15 protein-coding genes are annotated in these 16,329 nt (G+C 46.4%); 9 read left to right on the forward strand and 6 right to left on the reverse strand.

What is annotated here, in order from left to right; all coding sequences use genetic code 11:
- Positions 1 to 471: winged helix-turn-helix transcriptional regulator (locus AAHB90_RS05780; RefSeq protein WP_342083986.1), on the forward strand; the 471-nt coding region annotated here is incomplete at its 5' end.
- A 56-nt stretch (positions 472 to 527) separates the two neighbouring features.
- Here AAHB90_RS05780 and AAHB90_RS05785 read toward each other — a convergent pair.
- On the reverse strand, positions 528 to 2,741 hold the full coding sequence (locus tag AAHB90_RS05785; protein WP_342083987.1) for a BspA family leucine-rich repeat surface protein: 2,214 nt from the start codon (positions 2,739 to 2,741) through the stop codon (positions 528 to 530).
- A gap of 339 nt (positions 2,742 to 3,080) precedes the next feature.
- Between AAHB90_RS05785 and AAHB90_RS05790 the strand changes: the two genes are divergently transcribed.
- Both AAHB90_RS05790 and AAHB90_RS05795 read left to right on the forward strand, forming a co-directional pair.
- Positions 3,081 to 4,112, forward strand: coding sequence for a hypothetical protein (locus tag AAHB90_RS05790; RefSeq protein ID WP_342083988.1), 1,032 nt, complete (start codon positions 3,081 to 3,083; stop codon positions 4,110 to 4,112).
- A 255-nt stretch (positions 4,113 to 4,367) separates the two neighbouring features.
- Positions 4,368 to 4,997: a hypothetical protein gene (locus AAHB90_RS05795; RefSeq protein ID WP_342083989.1), complete on the forward strand. Its 630-nt coding sequence runs from the start codon at positions 4,368 to 4,370 to the stop codon at positions 4,995 to 4,997.
- Positions 4,998 to 5,235: 238 nt separating this feature from the next.
- On the opposite strand, the gene AAHB90_RS05800 is transcribed toward AAHB90_RS05795, so the two are convergent.
- From AAHB90_RS05800 to AAHB90_RS05810, 3 genes are all read right to left on the reverse strand, one after another.
- Complete coding sequence (locus AAHB90_RS05800; protein ID WP_342083990.1) at positions 5,236 to 5,664, reverse strand: hypothetical protein; 429 nt, start codon at positions 5,662 to 5,664, stop codon at positions 5,236 to 5,238.
- 1,259 nt (positions 5,665 to 6,923) lie between these two features.
- The gene (locus tag AAHB90_RS05805) at positions 6,924 to 8,552 is read right to left on the reverse strand and encodes a T9SS type A sorting domain-containing protein (protein WP_342083991.1); all 1,629 of its coding nucleotides are present in this window, start codon (positions 8,550 to 8,552) and stop codon (positions 6,924 to 6,926) included.
- A gap of 46 nt (positions 8,553 to 8,598) precedes the next feature.
- Complete coding sequence (locus AAHB90_RS05810; protein WP_342083992.1) at positions 8,599 to 10,479, reverse strand: T9SS type A sorting domain-containing protein; 1,881 nt, start codon at positions 10,477 to 10,479, stop codon at positions 8,599 to 8,601.
- Between the two features lie 110 nt (positions 10,480 to 10,589).
- Here AAHB90_RS05810 and AAHB90_RS05815 point away from each other — a divergent pair, with 110 nt between their 5' ends.
- From AAHB90_RS05815 to AAHB90_RS05825, 3 genes are all read left to right on the forward strand, one after another.
- Positions 10,590 to 10,835 (forward strand): hypothetical protein, encoded by a 246-nt coding sequence (locus AAHB90_RS05815; protein WP_342083993.1) that lies wholly within the window; start codon positions 10,590 to 10,592, stop codon positions 10,833 to 10,835.
- 28 nt (positions 10,836 to 10,863) lie between these two features.
- Positions 10,864 to 11,139: a hypothetical protein gene (locus AAHB90_RS05820; RefSeq protein WP_342083994.1), complete on the forward strand. Its 276-nt coding sequence runs from the start codon at positions 10,864 to 10,866 to the stop codon at positions 11,137 to 11,139.
- A gap of 626 nt (positions 11,140 to 11,765) precedes the next feature.
- Entirely contained in the window at positions 11,766 to 12,287 is a 522-nt protein-coding gene (locus AAHB90_RS05825) for a VOC family protein (protein ID WP_342083995.1), read from the forward strand.
- A 23-nt stretch (positions 12,288 to 12,310) separates the two neighbouring features.
- Here the strand turns inward: AAHB90_RS05825 and AAHB90_RS05830 are convergent, their stop codons facing one another.
- Complete coding sequence (locus tag AAHB90_RS05830) at positions 12,311 to 12,652, reverse strand: winged helix-turn-helix transcriptional regulator (RefSeq protein ID WP_342083996.1); 342 nt, start codon at positions 12,650 to 12,652, stop codon at positions 12,311 to 12,313.
- A gap of 235 nt (positions 12,653 to 12,887) precedes the next feature.
- Here AAHB90_RS05830 and AAHB90_RS05835 point away from each other — a divergent pair, with 235 nt between their 5' ends.
- The 3 genes from AAHB90_RS05835 (at position 12,888) to AAHB90_RS05845 (ending at position 15,378) form a co-directional block, all read left to right on the forward strand.
- A complete protein-coding gene (locus AAHB90_RS05835) occupies positions 12,888 to 13,724 on the forward strand; it encodes a helix-turn-helix domain-containing protein (RefSeq protein WP_342083997.1) in 837 nt (278 codons plus the stop codon).
- A 118-nt stretch (positions 13,725 to 13,842) separates the two neighbouring features.
- Positions 13,843 to 14,895, forward strand: coding sequence for a medium chain dehydrogenase/reductase family protein (locus AAHB90_RS05840; protein WP_342084395.1), 1,053 nt, complete (start codon positions 13,843 to 13,845; stop codon positions 14,893 to 14,895).
- Positions 14,896 to 14,907: 12 nt separating this feature from the next.
- The gene (locus AAHB90_RS05845; RefSeq protein ID WP_342083999.1) at positions 14,908 to 15,378 is read left to right on the forward strand and encodes a DinB family protein; all 471 of its coding nucleotides are present in this window, start codon (positions 14,908 to 14,910) and stop codon (positions 15,376 to 15,378) included.
- A 122-nt stretch (positions 15,379 to 15,500) separates the two neighbouring features.
- Here AAHB90_RS05845 and AAHB90_RS05850 read toward each other — a convergent pair whose 3' ends face one another.
- Positions 15,501 to 16,244: an SDR family oxidoreductase gene (locus AAHB90_RS05850; RefSeq protein WP_342084000.1), complete on the reverse strand. Its 744-nt coding sequence runs from the start codon at positions 16,242 to 16,244 to the stop codon at positions 15,501 to 15,503.
- Between the last annotated feature and the right edge of the window lie 85 nt (positions 16,245 to 16,329).

Here is a 16,329-nt window from a genome sequence, read left to right on the forward strand (position 1 = left end):
AAAAGTGGTTCGAAAAACAAACCACTTTTGGCCCGTAATATTATAAAAACAATGGAGAGAAGATCAACATGTCCCATCAATTTCACAGTGGAAATCCTCGGAGATAAATGGATGTTGTTAATCTTGCGGGACTTGATGTTCAACGGCAAAAATTCTTTTCTGGAGTTTCGGGCATCAGCCGAGAAAATATCTTCTGCGGTATTGACAGAGAAGTTGAACACGCTGGTGGACGAAGGAATCGTTTCGAAGGTAGTCTCGCCCAAAAACGCATCGAAATTCCTCTATCTGATCACGGACAAAGGCATCGAGCTGGTGCCGGTTATGGTAGAAGTTCTTGACTGGGGATCCAGGTACAACCCAGACGGCGGCCCCAAGCCATTGCTTGCCCAGATCAGGCAGAATAAAAAGAAAGCGATTGCAGAGCTGCAGAATAAATTACGGAGCGAGCGGCGATCTTATGGGTTGGATTAAAAGACGAGCAGACAACCGTCCATGATTATGGCTCCTTTGGCGCAGAATAATCAAAGTCAGTATGTAGATCCCTGCTTAATAAATTTCGTGCTCCATCCATCGTCTGATTTTAGCAAATAGCCTCCAACAGGAAGTTCTTTGATGGGTATTAGCGTCTTTTCCCCCTTCACCTCAATCTTTTTAAGCTCTTGGCCAGACAGGCTGTATATCCTGACCTGGCCTGTCGTCTTTCCTGAAAGTGTCAGCGAGGTTGTCGTCGGATTGGGGTAAACGGTTGGGGCAGGGGAGTTGTTTATTTGAATCGCGCGTATGTGGGAGTACTCTGCCTTTCCCTGGAAATCCACGATTTTCAAACGGTAGAATGATCTGCCTTCCAATGGGCTTGCATCGATGATTGTATAGTTGTGGACGATATTCACAGTTCCGGCGCCCTTGACACGTCCGATCGCCTGCCAATTTCTGGCATCGGCCGAGCGTTCCGCGTCGAAATAGTCATTGTCGGTTTCCGAAGCCGTGGCCCAGTCAAGTTTAACAATTCCATTGGCGCTTTTTGCATTGAAACTGATCAGCGTGACAGCCAAAGCTTCGCATATCACCTCTCCACCAATGTCTATCGTCCAGTTTTTAGCAGTTCTCAAAGTCTGCAATGCCGCGGTTCCGGGAGATCCGTATGTAATGCCCTGGGCGCCGAATGTGATGTTACTTGGCATCGCGGTATTCTCAGCCCATCCCTGTAAGGTCAGGGTCATATTCACGCAATCCAACCCCGAGCCAGCAAGCAGGTATGTCATGTCGGCTCCCGGCGCAAGCGTCCACGCACCGAGTGATTGATTAAATGCCGTCGCACCAGCAAATGCGCCGAACATATTCGTAACCCCGCTCACATTCCATTTGTCGACGGGCTGGTTGAACGACGCTGCGCCATAAAACATTGCGAAAATGTTGGTGGCTTTGCTTAGATCCCAGTTGTTAACGGGCTGATTAAAAGCACTTGCATAGAAAAACATATAAGACATGTCGGTAACCTGGCTCACATCCCAGCTATCAATAGGCTGATTGAAAGCCGCTGTCTGCTGAAACATGGCTTTCATATTGATTACCTGCCCAACGTTCCAGTTACCGATCGGCTGGTTAAATGCGACGGCTCCAAGAAACATGGAAGACATATCAAGCACACCATCGACACGCCAGTTGCCGATCGGCTGGTTGAATGCGGCGGCATTCTCAAACATGGAAGGCATGTCGGTTACTTTACTTACATCCCATGTGCTGAGCGGTTGGTTAAAGGTTGTTGCGTCGCGGAACATCCCCTGCATGTATAACACGTTACTAACGTCCCAGGATCCGACCGGCTGGTTAAACGCGGCGGCCTTGGAAAACATCGATGCCATAGATTGCGCTTTGCTGACATTCCAATTGTCGACAGGTTGGTTGAAGGCCTGCGCGTTGAAAAACATGCCATCCATGTAAATAACCCGACTTACATCCCAGTCATTAAGAGGTTGATTAAAGTTTGTCGCACCGCCAAACATTCCACTCATTCTGGTGACTTTGCTGACATCCCACGACCCGATGGGCTGATTAAAGTTAAATGCGTCTCCAAACATGAGATACATATTGGTGACATTGCCTACATTCCAGTTACCTATCGGATGGTCAAAGGCCGAGTTTCGGAACATGCCGGTCATATCTGTGACATTGCTGACATCCCATTGGTCGAGTGGTGCGTCGAACGCGGTAGTCGCGGAAAAGAGAAAGGTCATATCCTTTACTGAACTGACATCCCAGTTGTTGATTCCGGGAACAGTCTGTAAACCCTGACACGTACTGAACATGCTCTTCATGGAAGTTACATTGTGCAGGTCAGGGGCGTCGGTTGCGGTAACTTTCAGGTTATAGCAGCCTAAATAGGCATCTTCCATACTTTCCCACTGGATGTCGCCCCACTGCCTTATTTCCAGCAGTTTGTAATAGTCGACACGGCTGGCAAATGAAATTCTTGTGAACGTTCCGCTGCCGGGCGTAATGCTTACCTGGTATGTTCCCGGGGTGGGAAAAGTGAGTGTATAGTTGTTGGTCCCAATTGCCGTACCGTTGTTCGCCGGATTGCCGATTTCTTCCCAGGCAATACTATACCCATTTCCTTTTGCCGGAATGATGATCTGATTATTGGCGCTGGTGCCTTGATTATCCGATTTCCAAACGGTGATATATTGGGCGTTTGCATGGAGTGCGCAGATGAGAAGCAAGAATGTAAAGAGTTTGTTCATATGGGAAATTTCAGGTTGAATATTAAATTACTCAGAGTTATTTTTCCCTCGAAAGGTACATCTGCGTCATGCAAACGGAAGTACCAATTAGTACGTATTTATTGTAGATCTTTCGCTACATGACTGGCCGGTATCGAAAGAGGATATGGGAGAATATTTTGCCAATCGCCGACGGAGTTCCCGGTTCGACTCAGGCGTAGTCCTCACAAGTGGACTCGAACCCAAACAGTTGAAAGGTGGCCGTTTACTTGGGCTACAAGCGATTGGGAATTTTAGGTAACTTGCCATTCGGTTATTTTTGATTTTGGCTAACCCTATTACATTCATTTACATCAGCAAATGCAAAATCCTTATAGTTGCCTGTGCATTATTTTAATTTGTCTTTTCTTATCATCCTGTTCCTCTAAACGTGTTTCGCCAATTGAACCTGAACCAGATATCTACGTAACTGGCACAGAAGGGATAAATAGTGACTCGAAGGTCGTTTATTGGAAAAATGGACAATCGTTTGATCTGCCAAGTCCTTCCCACCAATTTGCATTCATCGGAGCGACTGGCATTGCTGTGTCCGGCGGGGATGTCCACGTGATCGGAAGCGGTTATTTAAGTGCAGGTATCCAAGGTTTTGGCACTTATTGGAAGAATGGCGTGATATCGAATGTTTTACCTGGCGGAATCCCCACATCTTTTGACGACATTACGGTAGTTGGAGATGATGTTTATATTGCAGGTGCGGTTTATGATCCTTTTAATATACATGTACCAGCTTATTGGAAGAATGGAGTTGCTATAATCGGTAACGAAACGGATCTTGGGACCATGACCGGAATATCTGTATCCGGAGGCGATGTACACACTTGTGGTTTTACTCAAAATCAGATTGGGCCGGTTGCTAAATATTGGCGAAATGGCAGCGAGGTTAATCTCTCGAAAAGCAAAAATGTTACAAACGCTCTTGCCATAGCTGCTTCGGGAAACGATGTGCATATAGTCGGTTTTGAACTTGCTCCTGGCACGAGTCGATTTGTCCCAAAATATTGGAAAAACGGTATCGAAAACAATCTTGATGACGGTGGAAATAGTGCGTTGGCAAGAGATATCGCTATTGCTGGCGAAGATGTTTACATTGTTGGGATTGAATATGTAAACCAGGTTGGTAAAGCTGTGATATGGAAAAATGGAGTCAAAAGTAATCTGAATGGTAGCGATGCGATTAGCATCGCAACGCTCAATAGCAATGTCTATGTGATTACGCCTACAACGTCTTGTCCAAATTGCAATCCTTCTTACCTTAAGAATAACACGCCTGTCCCACTTTCAGGCGATGCAACATCTTTGCAACCCCATTCAATATTTGTCGCTAATCCATAGGTGGTTTTACAAGTGACGCTATTTGCCAATATGCCAGCCGATTTTCTGACTGTTAACGACCAACGTAATGAATGTACCTGAATGCGTGTATACAAAATATTTTTTAGTACAATATTGCTAGCCTATATCACTTTGTCTTGTAAAAAGAAAAATCCGGTTGAAAAGGTGTTGTCGAAAAATTGCAAGCTGACCGAGTTTACACAATCGGGTATATCCTATGCTTTTGAATACGACTCCCGAAGCCAACCAACAGTCATGTCGCGTGTGCGTGGTGGAGGACCAGGATACCCTACGCTGTTTTTCGAATATAAAAGCGGGAGACTGTCGACGATTTTTATTGAGATAAACGGAGTCAAATATCCGAAAACCGAATTCGAATATCAGAATAACAATCTGATACGCATTCAGAATTTTGATGCAGAACGAACTGTAAACAGTACGACCGTCAATGTCGAACTAAAAGAAAGTATCAACTTTCAATACAATTCCAGTGACAAGCCAAATGGGTTAATACGCTGGTTTGCTGACGGGAAGGGCCAACTTTACAAAAGTCATGAAAGCATTTTTCAGTACGATGCTAATAGTAACCTGGCAAGTGAAAGAATGCATGTCTTCGCAAGACAAAACATCCTGGAAGCGGATTATCTATATGAATACTTTTATGACGAAAGGCCAAATACACGAATGCCGCTGCACTACTTCTTTTTCTTTGGTATGGAATCCGCTCCGTCGATGTTTTCAACTAATAATATGAAACGGTTGACGATCGACTACGGTGGCAAAACGTTTCGCGACCAAACGTTTAGTCTGACCTACGATTCGAACGGAAACGTCACTGACGATGCTTATCAATATTCCGATATCAAGTGGGCATGCGGGTATTGAAGAAATTAATTAGTTGACCTATTCCTAATGGCTAACAGCTTGGACGGGATTATAATATTCCTAAAATTTTACCACACAAAAAAAAATCTTAAACGCGTTGAAGTGCTATCATATCCGCAACGGAATGTACCCGCACATTCAAGCGGTTTTAAATACAGCCAAATAGACGGATGTGACAACCTTCGTCACAAAAAAAAGTGGGTTTTTGAGATTCATGGATAAGTAAACAATCTCGTAACTACTCTCGGATGTATTTCTTCGTTAACACGCGCGGCGCGCAACCTGAAAATACTACTAGCTCATCATTTGTCTGAAAAATGTTCCATGCAGTAGTGCAAACCATACAATCTACTGGCCCACATTTCTCGGAAATTTCCCTCGCTGTATCTTTATTTATGACAAACCACTCCCCGTTTACCTGATACGCCTTGGGTGCGCAGCAATTAGGCAAATTCCTAGAATCTAGTATAACACCATCGTGCCTAAAACTGACATTCGATTCTCCAGGGACAGAAACCCATTCTGGTTTGTCATTCACAATTGTTTCTGTGGCCACATATTTCCAAGTGCCAACAATGCCTTCGATTTCCGGAGCCGGTTTTGGATTATCGCTTTTACAAGCAAAAAAGGCAAACAGGAGTATTGGTGCTAGTACGAGATTTTTCATATTTTGAAGTTTTTGAATAGGATGGGTGTTGATCCGTAATAGTTGGAAACCTTGGAATTTTATTAATCACGGATGTAACGTCCTTAATAGTTTCATTACACCAAATATCTTAGTCTCCGAAAACCTCCGTGGCTGTTGCACAACTGCCACCGACGTTTTCCAAGACCAAAGAATAGTGACAAGCACCTACCAGCGCCCGGAGACCTAATATCATATAGCCATCTCACATTTGAATGACTCAAAAACTTTGATCTACTGGCTTATGATACAAATTATCCAATGGCACCTAAACTCATGGCTTGTTTAGTGGCTTTCAGAGCATAGCATGTCGAACCGAATATATACTTCGACTTTGATTTGTATCTATCTGAAAATCAAATTAATATAGTCTAATCTTCCCCTTGGTTTTACAGGGTTGCATGAAAAATCCTGTTTAGTCCCCACAACCGAAGTCGAACCAAAAGCCTGTTAAGAAGTGATCAAAGAAAGTCTGAATTGTATTTTTCCAGGATTTTAAACGAAAAAGGCCCCTCAGCTTTCGCTAAGGGGCTTTCGTACCCGGAGCCGAACAAATGTCGAACCGTTTTTTCGATGATTTACGAAAAGTATGCGATTTAAGTAGATGATATTTAACTCACGCAGATGAACTTATTGGCGATTTAGAAATTCCACGTATGATCTGGCTCTGATCGAAAGATGTCTTGGATTCTACATTAAGCTGAATATCTGCCATAGCATCATTACAGGAGCTTGACCATAAAGATTAATATTCAACCTTGCCATCCCAACGCGACCACCACGCTAAACGACTTGAGGCTCTCGTTCGCAAAGCCCAAGAAGCAAGACAGCTTCTGAAGCTTAGTCCAACTCGCGACGAATTCCTGCATCAACGATGTTCGAATAAGGCTGGGTATGTTGAGCATATCCTGCGAATTAATAGTGTCATGTGTCAAGATCGGATAAAACGAAGAAATTCCGCCTTTGTTAAGTGACAAAAATTAGAGACAAATTCTTAACTTGACGTATTCATCCAGAGGACAAGCATTTTTGAGTGGCGTGCTTTTGGTTTGGCTGTATTTTAGACATTAACGTGTGATTTAATGCCGGAAAGTACGAGTTCCGGATCGTCACGACGAAGGCTTGGTCGTTGCTGAGCGGGGGCAAATTATCATACCGCCAAACTCAAACTGGCTTCCCGTCCGGCCGTGTCTTTCCCTCTGGCCGGTAGAGGATGAATGGGCTAGCTGCGCACATAAACGTTACTGCTGCACGACCACCTTGAAAGCCTCTTTTCCAACCGACAAGATATAGATTCCAGACCGCAAAGAGCTCGTATTCATCGCGTCTTGCGGTAATATCGATCCTTCCATGACGGTAACACCCTGCGAGTTTTTGATGGTGAAGCCCTGGTTCCGATCGGCAGCATCAATGTTCAGGCGCTCTTTCGCAGGATTCGGATATACGCGAGTCGCCCGGGGCCTATTATGTATCGCAATGGTTTTTGAATAATGATAAGTCTGATCGTAATCGATCTGTTTCAGGCGATAGTAAGAAACTTTGCCAATGCCCGCGTCGGTGAATGAGTATTTTTTCTGCGTGTTGCTTTCGCCATAACCTTCTATAAAACCAATCTTTTCAAAGTTTCGCATGTCGGCGCTGCGTTCGATTTCGAAGCCTTTATTACCGGTCTCCCAGGTTGTTTGCCACATCAATTTATTGCCCTCAGGGGTCTGCATTCCCGTAAATGAAAGTAGTTCAACGGGTAAGATGGTCTGGCAATCAATTGAATTTACGATTTGCTCACGTGTATTGCAGCCCACAGCATTGCCTGCCAAAGTAACCGGATTGGTTGGATTTGTAAGATAGATACAAATGCTTTTGGCGGCACAATCCGATAGGAGCGGAGAGCCTTCGATCCGCAGGCCTGTGATCGGAGTGTTCTCAATGGCTGACACATCGGTTAGCAGCGCGTTGTTCAGCAAACCGAGACTGACCTTGGACATTCCTGTAAGTCCTATCAGATTTTGAATCTTGGAATTGACGAACGCTACACCAAAATATGTCGAATCTAAACTTTCCAGGCCTTCGAGGCTGGTCAGGGTAGTACTAGCACACGAAAGACGATCGACGAAAGCAAGGGAATTGAGCCCTTTGAAATTGGGGATATCGGCGGTTTCATAGATGTCCATCCAGCCAAGTGTCGCTTTAAGCGCACCCAACCCTTTAAAGCTGTCGAGCTTACCCCAGATATCCAGGTAATACATCCCGGTGACGTTGTCGAGGCCTGTAAAATCGGTCATTACCATCCCTTCCCCAATCGTAATGCCGCCTGCAAGTGTCGTTGCAGCTTCAAAACCGACAAAATTTTTTAGATTGGGATTAGGGCCTACGAACTTGATATAGCCTGGCTGGGTGAGGGAAGTCATAGCGGTGAAATTGGTGATGCCAGTGCCTTCCAGGTGAAGGTTAGGGAGGCTCGCAACGTTTCCCAGACCAGACAAACTGGTAATGGCAGGGCAGTTGATGACATAGAGTTCCAACGATGTGACGGCCTCGAAACCGGCAAAATCGGTAAGGAGCGTATTATTGGTCAAACTCAGGGCGCCTACTCCGCTGAGATTAAACCCGCCCATTGTCATAAGGTTGTGACAATCGTGCAGGTTTAAATATCCCTGAATGGAAGCGATGCCGCCAAGACCATTCAGGTTCATAATTCCCGGTCCGGTTATTTCAAGTTGCCCTACTTGCGTGCATCCCGAGTAGGTCGTCGCAAACGCATCTACCTGTGCCTGGCTTTCAAGTAAAATGCCGTCTGTCCCACAGGTTTGGGCCAAGCTTCTGTCGTAGATGAACAATGCAAAAGCAGTGGAAAGTAACACTTTTATCATAGTCATTTCGCATTTAATTACGTTCTGAGATAAATTAGGTTTTTGTCTAGTCAAGAATCATCCGATGCTCGCGGACGTGGCCGCGCTCGGTCACTTGCAGAACATATGCTCCCGGGCTGGATTTTCCGGAAAGTTTCACTTCAACAACGCCTGTTTCACTACGGCTTGTCTGAATAGGTACCTGCCGGCCATAGGGGTCGTATAATTGAATGACGGCGTTTGCCGGCTCATCCAGCCGCAGGCGAAAACTTCCTGTCGTGGAAGGGTTCGGATATACTGAATAGTCGCCGCTCAAGACTACGGCACGCCATGGATAAGTTGTCGTTTTGCCGTCGATATCCACCTGTTTCAACCGGTAGTAACTTGTTCCCTGAAAAGGCATGTCATCAGTGTAATGATAGGTATGTGTTGCCGCAGGTTGCTCATCAGGTGAAACGCGGCATAATGGAACGATATCTTTCAGGTCTTTGCTTTTCTCAATTTCAAAGTAGGCATTATCAACTTCATTGGCGGTAACCCATTTCAGTTCAACGGAATTGTGATCTCGGGTTTGCGCTGAAAAGCGGATCAGCGAGACTGGAAATGCAGGGTCGACATCGAGCTTGACAACCCATATGTCGTCCAACCCGTGATTACCCGACACATCGCCGTCGTTGGAGGCGGCATCTCCCACTACAACTATACTGCCGTCGGGATTAACCGCTGCGCCCCAGGCTTCTTCACCAGCTGTACCACCCATTATTTTCTGCCAAATGATATTACCTGGCAGACCTATTTTCAATACCCAGAAGTTAGACCATCCCCTGGAAACCCCGTCCAAACCCGTTTCCCACGTCTCACCAACTACGATCAGTCCACCGTCGATCATCGGGACGATGCAATAAGCATCGTCCGCCGCAAAGCCGCCATACCTTTTGTCCCAGAGTTTGTTTCCGTCTTCATCGTATCTGACTAGCCACAAATCCGCCCCATCGGGGTAGACACTGTTTGATTTATAACCTGCTATGACAACCCCGGCTTTTGTGCTCGCAACACTAATGGCCCCTTGCGCCCAAAATTCCGGCTTTTCAAACCGTTCCCACAGCAATATGCCCACCAAATTTATTTTGATTGTCCATGAGCCGGCGAACCAGGGGCTTGGATTCCCGGTAACATCACCGTCCGTTGAATAAGCCGTTCCGGTAATGATAACATTGCCATCTGGCGAAAAGGTCATACCTGCCGAAAGGTCCATGGAAGTGCCCCCATAGCATTTTTGCATAATAAGCGCCCCAAATTCATCGATTATCAAAAACCAAAAATCAGCATCTCCGTGATTGCCCGACACGTCTCCGTCATTAGAACTAGTGGAGCCGGAAAGTACCAGGTTGCCATCTGCGAGTGCCCATCCGGTTGTTACCCCATCTGAGCCACTGCCTCCATAGGTTTTTTGCCAGATGATAGCCCCAGAAGAATTGATCCTGAGAATCCACGCATCGGAGCTACCATGGTTTGCCGTTAGATCACCATCATTGGACATTGTGGAGCCAAAAATATAGAAGCCGCCATCTGTGGTCGCCAGTGCACCCGATGCAGATTCGTACCCGGTTCCCCCATAAGCTTTTTGCCAACCGACATTGCCATTAGCATCCAGTTTCACGACCCAGAAATCGGAGAGCCCATGCACACCCGTAACATCCCCGTTGTTGGAATTGGCCCCGCCGACTACAAGGGATCCTCCGTCGAGGGTCCGGATAACGGCGCGTCCAAACTCATCGGCTGTGCCTCCGAGCGTTTTTTTCCACAACACATTCGGAGCCTGTGCATGTGCAAAAAGCGGTACGAGAAAAATGAGTACGTAAAACAGTTTCAAGAAGAATAAAAACAGGGTAGCGGCGCATGTAGATCCTGAACTGCCCATGGCGGAATTTGTAGGTTTGGAGTTCATAAGCCGGTGGATTGATCGGTTGGTTTGGAAAAGGCAATCGTATTGAAAATCAATATGGTATAAGGAATTCGCCACTGCGAACTACTAGTAAGTAACCAAATACTTATTCAATGGTACAATTTGGGCTTGTTTATGATCTGGATTATGAAAAGGAACTGACTGAACAGGAGATTCAAGAAATTATGGATTCTCACCCAGGAACAATGTCGCCTACGCCTGACGAAGAAATAGGAAGTGCATATCTAATGGAAACATTGATCCCGAATCATTACGATCCGGTTACAGCTATCACCGGGCAAATGTATGGTCCATGGCGGTATGTGCCTTCCATGAGCGCTGGTACTGTATTACACTGAAATAGCCTTACACTAATCCTGCAAGCTAATGAAAGTGAACAAATTAATTGTTGTCAAGAAAAATTACAAAAACGGTAAATTCCGATCACAGGTTGTTGAGCTTTGCCGATCAGGCATATTTTCTGACCAACAGCTTTTGAGTCAACTCAAAATTTCTCGAACTCCACTTAAGGCCTGGCATCGTTGGTACTTTCGGTACCGTCTTGGTCGTTGGCTCAGGACTAAACCACGTGTTCCAATGAAAAAAGAATCTGGTGAACTCTTGGCATTGAAGCAGAAACTAGCTGCTGTTGAAAAGGGCTGAGCTTGATAAATGCCAGAACAAAAACGGAGATGGCAAAAACAGAAATTCTAAAAAGACGAGAGGTTGGTTCGACTTCCGCTTAGTCACCAGGAAAGGAGTCGAACCATAAATGTGCTGAAAAGCGCGAAAAATGCGGTTTTTAATTGGCTATAAAAGCAAAAAAGCCCCTCAGCTTGCGCTGAGGAGCTTTTGTACCCGCAACGGAACTAATGTCGAACCAATTTCTGGGCGACCTGAGGTTAATTTCAAATATAAAACCCTGATAATGAGCTTAATTGATATTTCTGCGCGTCGTAGCTAGTGTACGATTATACGATCGTTTTTATGTACAGCGCCTGTATGTCAGCGAGTCACTTTTGTGATTGGTACTCTATGTTGACGAAATCCGGTTGACATATACGAGCGATAGGCACGGAGAGAGGGTACGAATTTGAAAAGTTGATATGTGAACCGTTGGTACCTTGATATCAAACTTTTCCACAATTGAAACTAGAATCCATTAACCAACACTTTGATATGTTGACCGGAAGCGTTTGATTTGATATCCTTTAGGTAATAGGTATCATCTAGATATCAGAAATGAGTTAGTTTTGAGCTGATTTTAAACACAAACAAAGATTCAGCGAATGAAACGTAACAAAAATCTCCTGTTCGGCCGGATTGCTCTTTTTTTCGTAATGCTTGTTTTGAAATCCTTCTCTGCAAAAAGCCAGCATGCAGCGCTCGGGGCGATGCCTATCAGCGCCTTAGAAAACCATGTCGGGCTGTCTGTGAAAAACCTTCAAGCTGCAAAGCAGTGGTATGCATCCCTTTTTGGAATGAAAGAAATCCAGAAGCTGGAGATTCCAGAGTATCATGTAAGGACAGTACTGCTTCTGGCAGATAACGGCCTAAGTATTGAGTTGATAGAAGTTGCGGGCGCATCGAGGGAAAGGGCTTTCAAAGACGCACTCGATGCTGCTTCCCAGCTGGGGTATGGGCACTGGGCAATAACCGTGAATGACCTAATCGCAGCCTACAATATGTTGCTTTCTCACGGTGCTACCTCAGTTTCCCCACCGGCCCCGGCCGTTCAGAAGGGTGCCAGCTTCGCTTATGTAAAAGACCCGGAAGGAAACCTGATAGAACTGATGCAACTGCCTGAATGAGAACTGGACGTTTAACGGAAGACCTAATTTTTCGTGACCGCCCGACGATGCTTTTGTCCCCAAAAGATCATTTCATCTACGAGCGGCTTGAGAGTAAAAGCGTAATTGGTCACAGAATAAGTGATGGAGACAGGATAAGTATCGTCAACTTTTCTGACGATCAATTGATGTGCTTCCAAATCTTTAAGTTCTTTTGACAGCACCCGGGTGGTAATGCCACCCACGCTTCGTTGTATATCCCGAAACCGTTCAGCTCCTGAATACATTGCCATTAAAATTGGTAGTTTCCATTTGCCGCTGATTGTGTAGAGGGTATCTTGGATGAACTTGATCTTTTGGGTGATCGGCAAGTCATGATCATGCATGGGAGAAAGCGTTTTTTTGGTCAAATTAAGTAGTAAAAATAAAGAATCCCCAGAATCTTGGCATAATGTAGTGGTTCCAATGCGCGATTTGAAGGTATTGATGCCCTGTGATTTTTGTTTTCACAGGGGTTAAATGGAGGCTGGGTGTAGCATCTGTTGATTAGTGAGATAATGTGTTGGTCATGGAGCGCTAAGTGATTATTTGTTTTGTGTATTTTTGCAAAAAACAACATGGATGGATGCAGGTGCTGTAAAGGCGGCGCGCTATGAGCTAGTGGGAACGCTGAGCAATAATCTTCCTTCAAGGAGGGATTTTTATAAGGTTTGGCTCATTGAGCAGCCGGGCGCTTTGCTTTATCACGGGCAGCAGTTGCCGGTGGCTAAACCAGCGCTGATTTTCCTCCACCCTTTGGTTCCTTATACTTTCGAGCCGGCTGTCCACGAACGTTCAGGTTACTGGTGCATCTTTACACAAAGTTTCCTGTCTTCATCGGGTCTGTTTCAGCCGTTGCATGACAGTGATTTATTTACAACTGAGGGTCCGCAGGTTTGTGTTTTGAACCAGAGCGCGTTGAACAGAGTAACTTTTCTTTTTGAACAAATTGTCGAATCCACCCGGTCTGATTATGTATTTCGCAGGGAAGTTGCCCGTAATCTGGTTGAGTTGCTTGTCCATGAGGCGCTTGCCTCGCCAAGCAGGGCTGTAAAAACATCCGCCAAAAATGCTGCGTCGCGTCTTTGCAGCCATTTTCTGGATTTGCTGGAAAGTCAGTTTCCCATCGTTTCCCAAAAAGACGAGCTGAGGCTGAGAAAACCTTCCGAGTTCGCCTCCGAAATGGCGGTACATGTTAACCACCTGAACGCAGTCGTGCGACAACAGACAGGTAAGTCTACCAGGACTTTAATCGCCGAACGTATCGTTGCCGAGGGCAGGACCATGCTTCGGTTCTCGGACTGGACAATTGGTGATATTGCCTTCTGCCTGGGTTTTGAATATCCCAACCATTTCACCGCCTTCATTAAAAAGCACACCGGGCAGACGCCGCTTTCTCTTCGTAATCAAATTCTTTGATTTTAGTATTTTTCACTTTGATTGGCGCTCACAGCTCTCACCAGTTTCAATTCAACTTTGCTTTATAAAAACGCAAAGAAAGATGGAGAAAAACATGAACGCCTGGCGCCTAGAGAAAATGGGCGGCAAATTGGAATGGAAGCAGGTCCCTGTCCCGGTTGTCCGCGCGGGTACCGTATTGGTCAAGGTGTCGGTGTCCGCGCTGGTTTCTTACCTGAAAGCCTATACGCAAGGTGAACTAGGGGTATATAGCCCGCCACCCCAGGAATTTACGATAGGGAGCAATGCTATTGGGCATATCCAGGACGTAGGCAGGGACGTCTGGCACTTACAGCCCGGTCAACGGGTTGCTCTTTCATCCCACATGGTCGCCAGGGACAACGTGTGGAACCCTATGGCTTTCCTGTTGGGCATCACCAAGAATGGCGAGGATGCCTTACCTGCGCAATTGGATTGGCCGGATGGAACACTGGCGCCCTACGTGCTGGCGCCGGTGGAGACGCTTACACCGCTCGACGGTCTGGAGCAATACAGTGATGCCCAGCTTTCTGCGATCACCCGGTTTGTAGTTCCATACGGAGGGCTGCTGAAAGGGCAGCTCGCTGCCGGAGAAACATTGGTGGTCAATGGCGCCACCGGGTCCTATGGCACTGCGGCCGTTTTTGTAGGCCTTGCCATGGGGGCAGCCCGGGTTGTGATTACTGGCCGTAACCGGCAGTCCTTGATAGAAATTGCCGGTAAGGCGCAAGCCCGCGTAGTGCCTGTGGTTTTGTCCGGAGACCTGCATAGGGATGCAGCATGTATCCGCCAGGCTTGTGGTGGCGGTGCGAACATGGCATTTGATATGGTGGGTAATGCACAAGATCCTAATTCAACGTTGTCTGCGCTCTTTAGCTTGGTTCCTGGTGGCCGGCTCGTGCTTATGGGCAGTATGGCCGTTGACTTGCCGGTGCCCTACATCTACATGATGATCAATGGCTGGTCAATACTTGGCAACTTCATGTATCCGAAAGACGCTACTCTCAAAATGCTTGAATTAGTACGTAGCGGTCAGCTGCCGATCGAAGTTATAACACCAAATGTATTCGAAATGTCTGCGCTGGAAGCAGCGATGGATGCAGCTGCGACCGCCGGGAACCTGGAGAACGTGATGATCGACTGCCAATCTTAAAATTGTGATGAAATGAATCAAGAACTGAATAAGGGCTTGGAGCTGATCAGATACGTTCGTGAGAGTATCCTGGCGCTAACGGGGGGCATGTCCAATGAACAGTTGAATGAAATTCCCGATGGCTTCAACAATAATGTTGCCTGGAATGTCGGACATATCCTTTTTACGCAGCAGATGCTGTGTTATCAACTCGGAGGGATCAGGCCGGCAGTGGATATATCTCTCTACGCGCGGTTCGCGCCGGGCACGCGTCCGGAGTTTTTGATCACCGCGAAGGAACTTGAAAAAATATGGGGCGCTTTGATTGGTTCAATCGAACAGCTTGAGTTTGATTTGCAGTCCGGACTATTTGCTGGCTACGCGGGCTGGAACCTGCCATCTGGGATTGCCATCGGAAGTATACAGGATGCGATTATGACGAGCCTGGTACATGAGGGCCGGCACCTGGGCGTCATCATTGCTTTGTCAAAAATCATAGCTTAAATTCTGAGAGGGCAATAGGTGGCACCGACAATGGCAAAACAGTGCGTGCGAATACTTGATGGCGCACAGGGCAGGCCAGATAAAGGGGCCTATTTGCGCATTTTTATTTTGGCGGCTGGGCCTTAAAGAAGTGTCATGCCACCATCGATTAGGATCTCCGATCCGGTAATAAATCTAGATTGTGCTGAGGACAGGTAAGCTACCATTTTTGCGACATCTGCCGGATCGCCCAGCGTGGCCAGTGGTATCTTGGATTTCAAAGCTCCTTTCACTTCTTGAATTCGGTCATGATCCAGTCCCATTTTATCAAAAACTTCTGTTTCAGTCGGTCCCGGGCTAATTGCGTTCACGCGGATTTTGCGGGGAGCCAGTTCCAGGGCTGCTGTTTTGACGACGGAATTGATTGCCGCCTTTGACAGAGCATATACAGACGAACCTGGTATTGTTCTGGTAGCAACGGTTGAGGAAAGGAATATGACCGATGCGCCGTCTCTGAGGATGGGAATTAAGCGACTCAGCGTAAAATATGCTCCTTTAAGGTTGACATCTGTGAGCTGATGCCAAAAACTTTCGGAAGTTTGCTCAATCGTCGATTTTCCGGTCACGCCAGCGTTGATAAACAAGATATCGATCTTTCCGAATCGATCGGAAACATGCTGAGCCAGTTCCTCAATAGAATCCAGGCTTGCCTGATCAGCAACTTTGCCATAGACCCCTAGCTCGGCCGCGGCCTTATCGACTGCCTCAGTGCGCCTTCCCGTGATTATTACCTGCGCGCCCTGTTGCTTCAATTCCAGTGCGGTGGCATAGCCGATGCCGCTATTGCCTCCGGTAACCAGCGCGTTTTTCCCTTCCAAATTTTTCATTGCAATTAAATTTTAACCAAAAATACCGGCGCTTTTTAATACAAACCCGTATTGATATCATGAAGGATACCAAGCAGTTCAGGTC

This window comes from Dyadobacter sp. OTU695, from assembly GCF_038440355.1.
GTDB lineage: Bacteria > Bacteroidota > Bacteroidia > Cytophagales > Spirosomataceae > Dyadobacter.

Bases quoted from the DNA above. Each gene is read 5' to 3' on its own strand.
- AAHB90_RS05840 (WP_342084395.1), top strand. From the start codon at position 13,843: ATGGGCGGCAAATTGGAATGGAAGCAGGTCCCTGTCCCGGTTGTCCGC.
- AAHB90_RS05835 (WP_342083997.1), top strand. From the start codon at position 12,888: ATGGATGCAGGTGCTGTAAAGGCGGCGCGCTATGAGCTAGTGGGAACG.
- AAHB90_RS05815 (WP_342083993.1), top strand. From the start codon at position 10,590: ATGGTACAATTTGGGCTTGTTTATGATCTGGATTATGAAAAGGAACTG.
- AAHB90_RS05785 (WP_342083987.1), bottom strand. From the start codon at position 2,741: ATGAACAAACTCTTTACATTCTTGCTTCTCATCTGCGCACTCCATGCA.
- AAHB90_RS05795 (WP_342083989.1), top strand. From the start codon at position 4,368: ATGTCGCGTGTGCGTGGTGGAGGACCAGGATACCCTACGCTGTTTTTC.
- AAHB90_RS05825 (WP_342083995.1), top strand. From the start codon at position 11,766: ATGAAACGTAACAAAAATCTCCTGTTCGGCCGGATTGCTCTTTTTTTC.
- AAHB90_RS05800 (WP_342083990.1), bottom strand. From the start codon at position 5,664: ATGAAAAATCTCGTACTAGCACCAATACTCCTGTTTGCCTTTTTTGCT.
- AAHB90_RS05810 (WP_342083992.1), bottom strand. From the start codon at position 10,479: ATGAACTCCAAACCTACAAATTCCGCCATGGGCAGTTCAGGATCTACA.
- AAHB90_RS05790 (WP_342083988.1), top strand. From the start codon at position 3,081: ATGCAAAATCCTTATAGTTGCCTGTGCATTATTTTAATTTGTCTTTTC.
- AAHB90_RS05850 (WP_342084000.1), bottom strand. From the start codon at position 16,244: ATGAAAAATTTGGAAGGGAAAAACGCGCTGGTTACCGGAGGCAATAGC.
- AAHB90_RS05805 (WP_342083991.1), bottom strand. From the start codon at position 8,552: ATGATAAAAGTGTTACTTTCCACTGCTTTTGCATTGTTCATCTACGAC.
- AAHB90_RS05820 (WP_342083994.1), top strand. From the start codon at position 10,864: ATGAAAGTGAACAAATTAATTGTTGTCAAGAAAAATTACAAAAACGGT.
- AAHB90_RS05845 (WP_342083999.1), top strand. From the start codon at position 14,908: ATGAATCAAGAACTGAATAAGGGCTTGGAGCTGATCAGATACGTTCGT.
- AAHB90_RS05830 (WP_342083996.1), bottom strand. From the start codon at position 12,652: ATGCATGATCATGACTTGCCGATCACCCAAAAGATCAAGTTCATCCAA.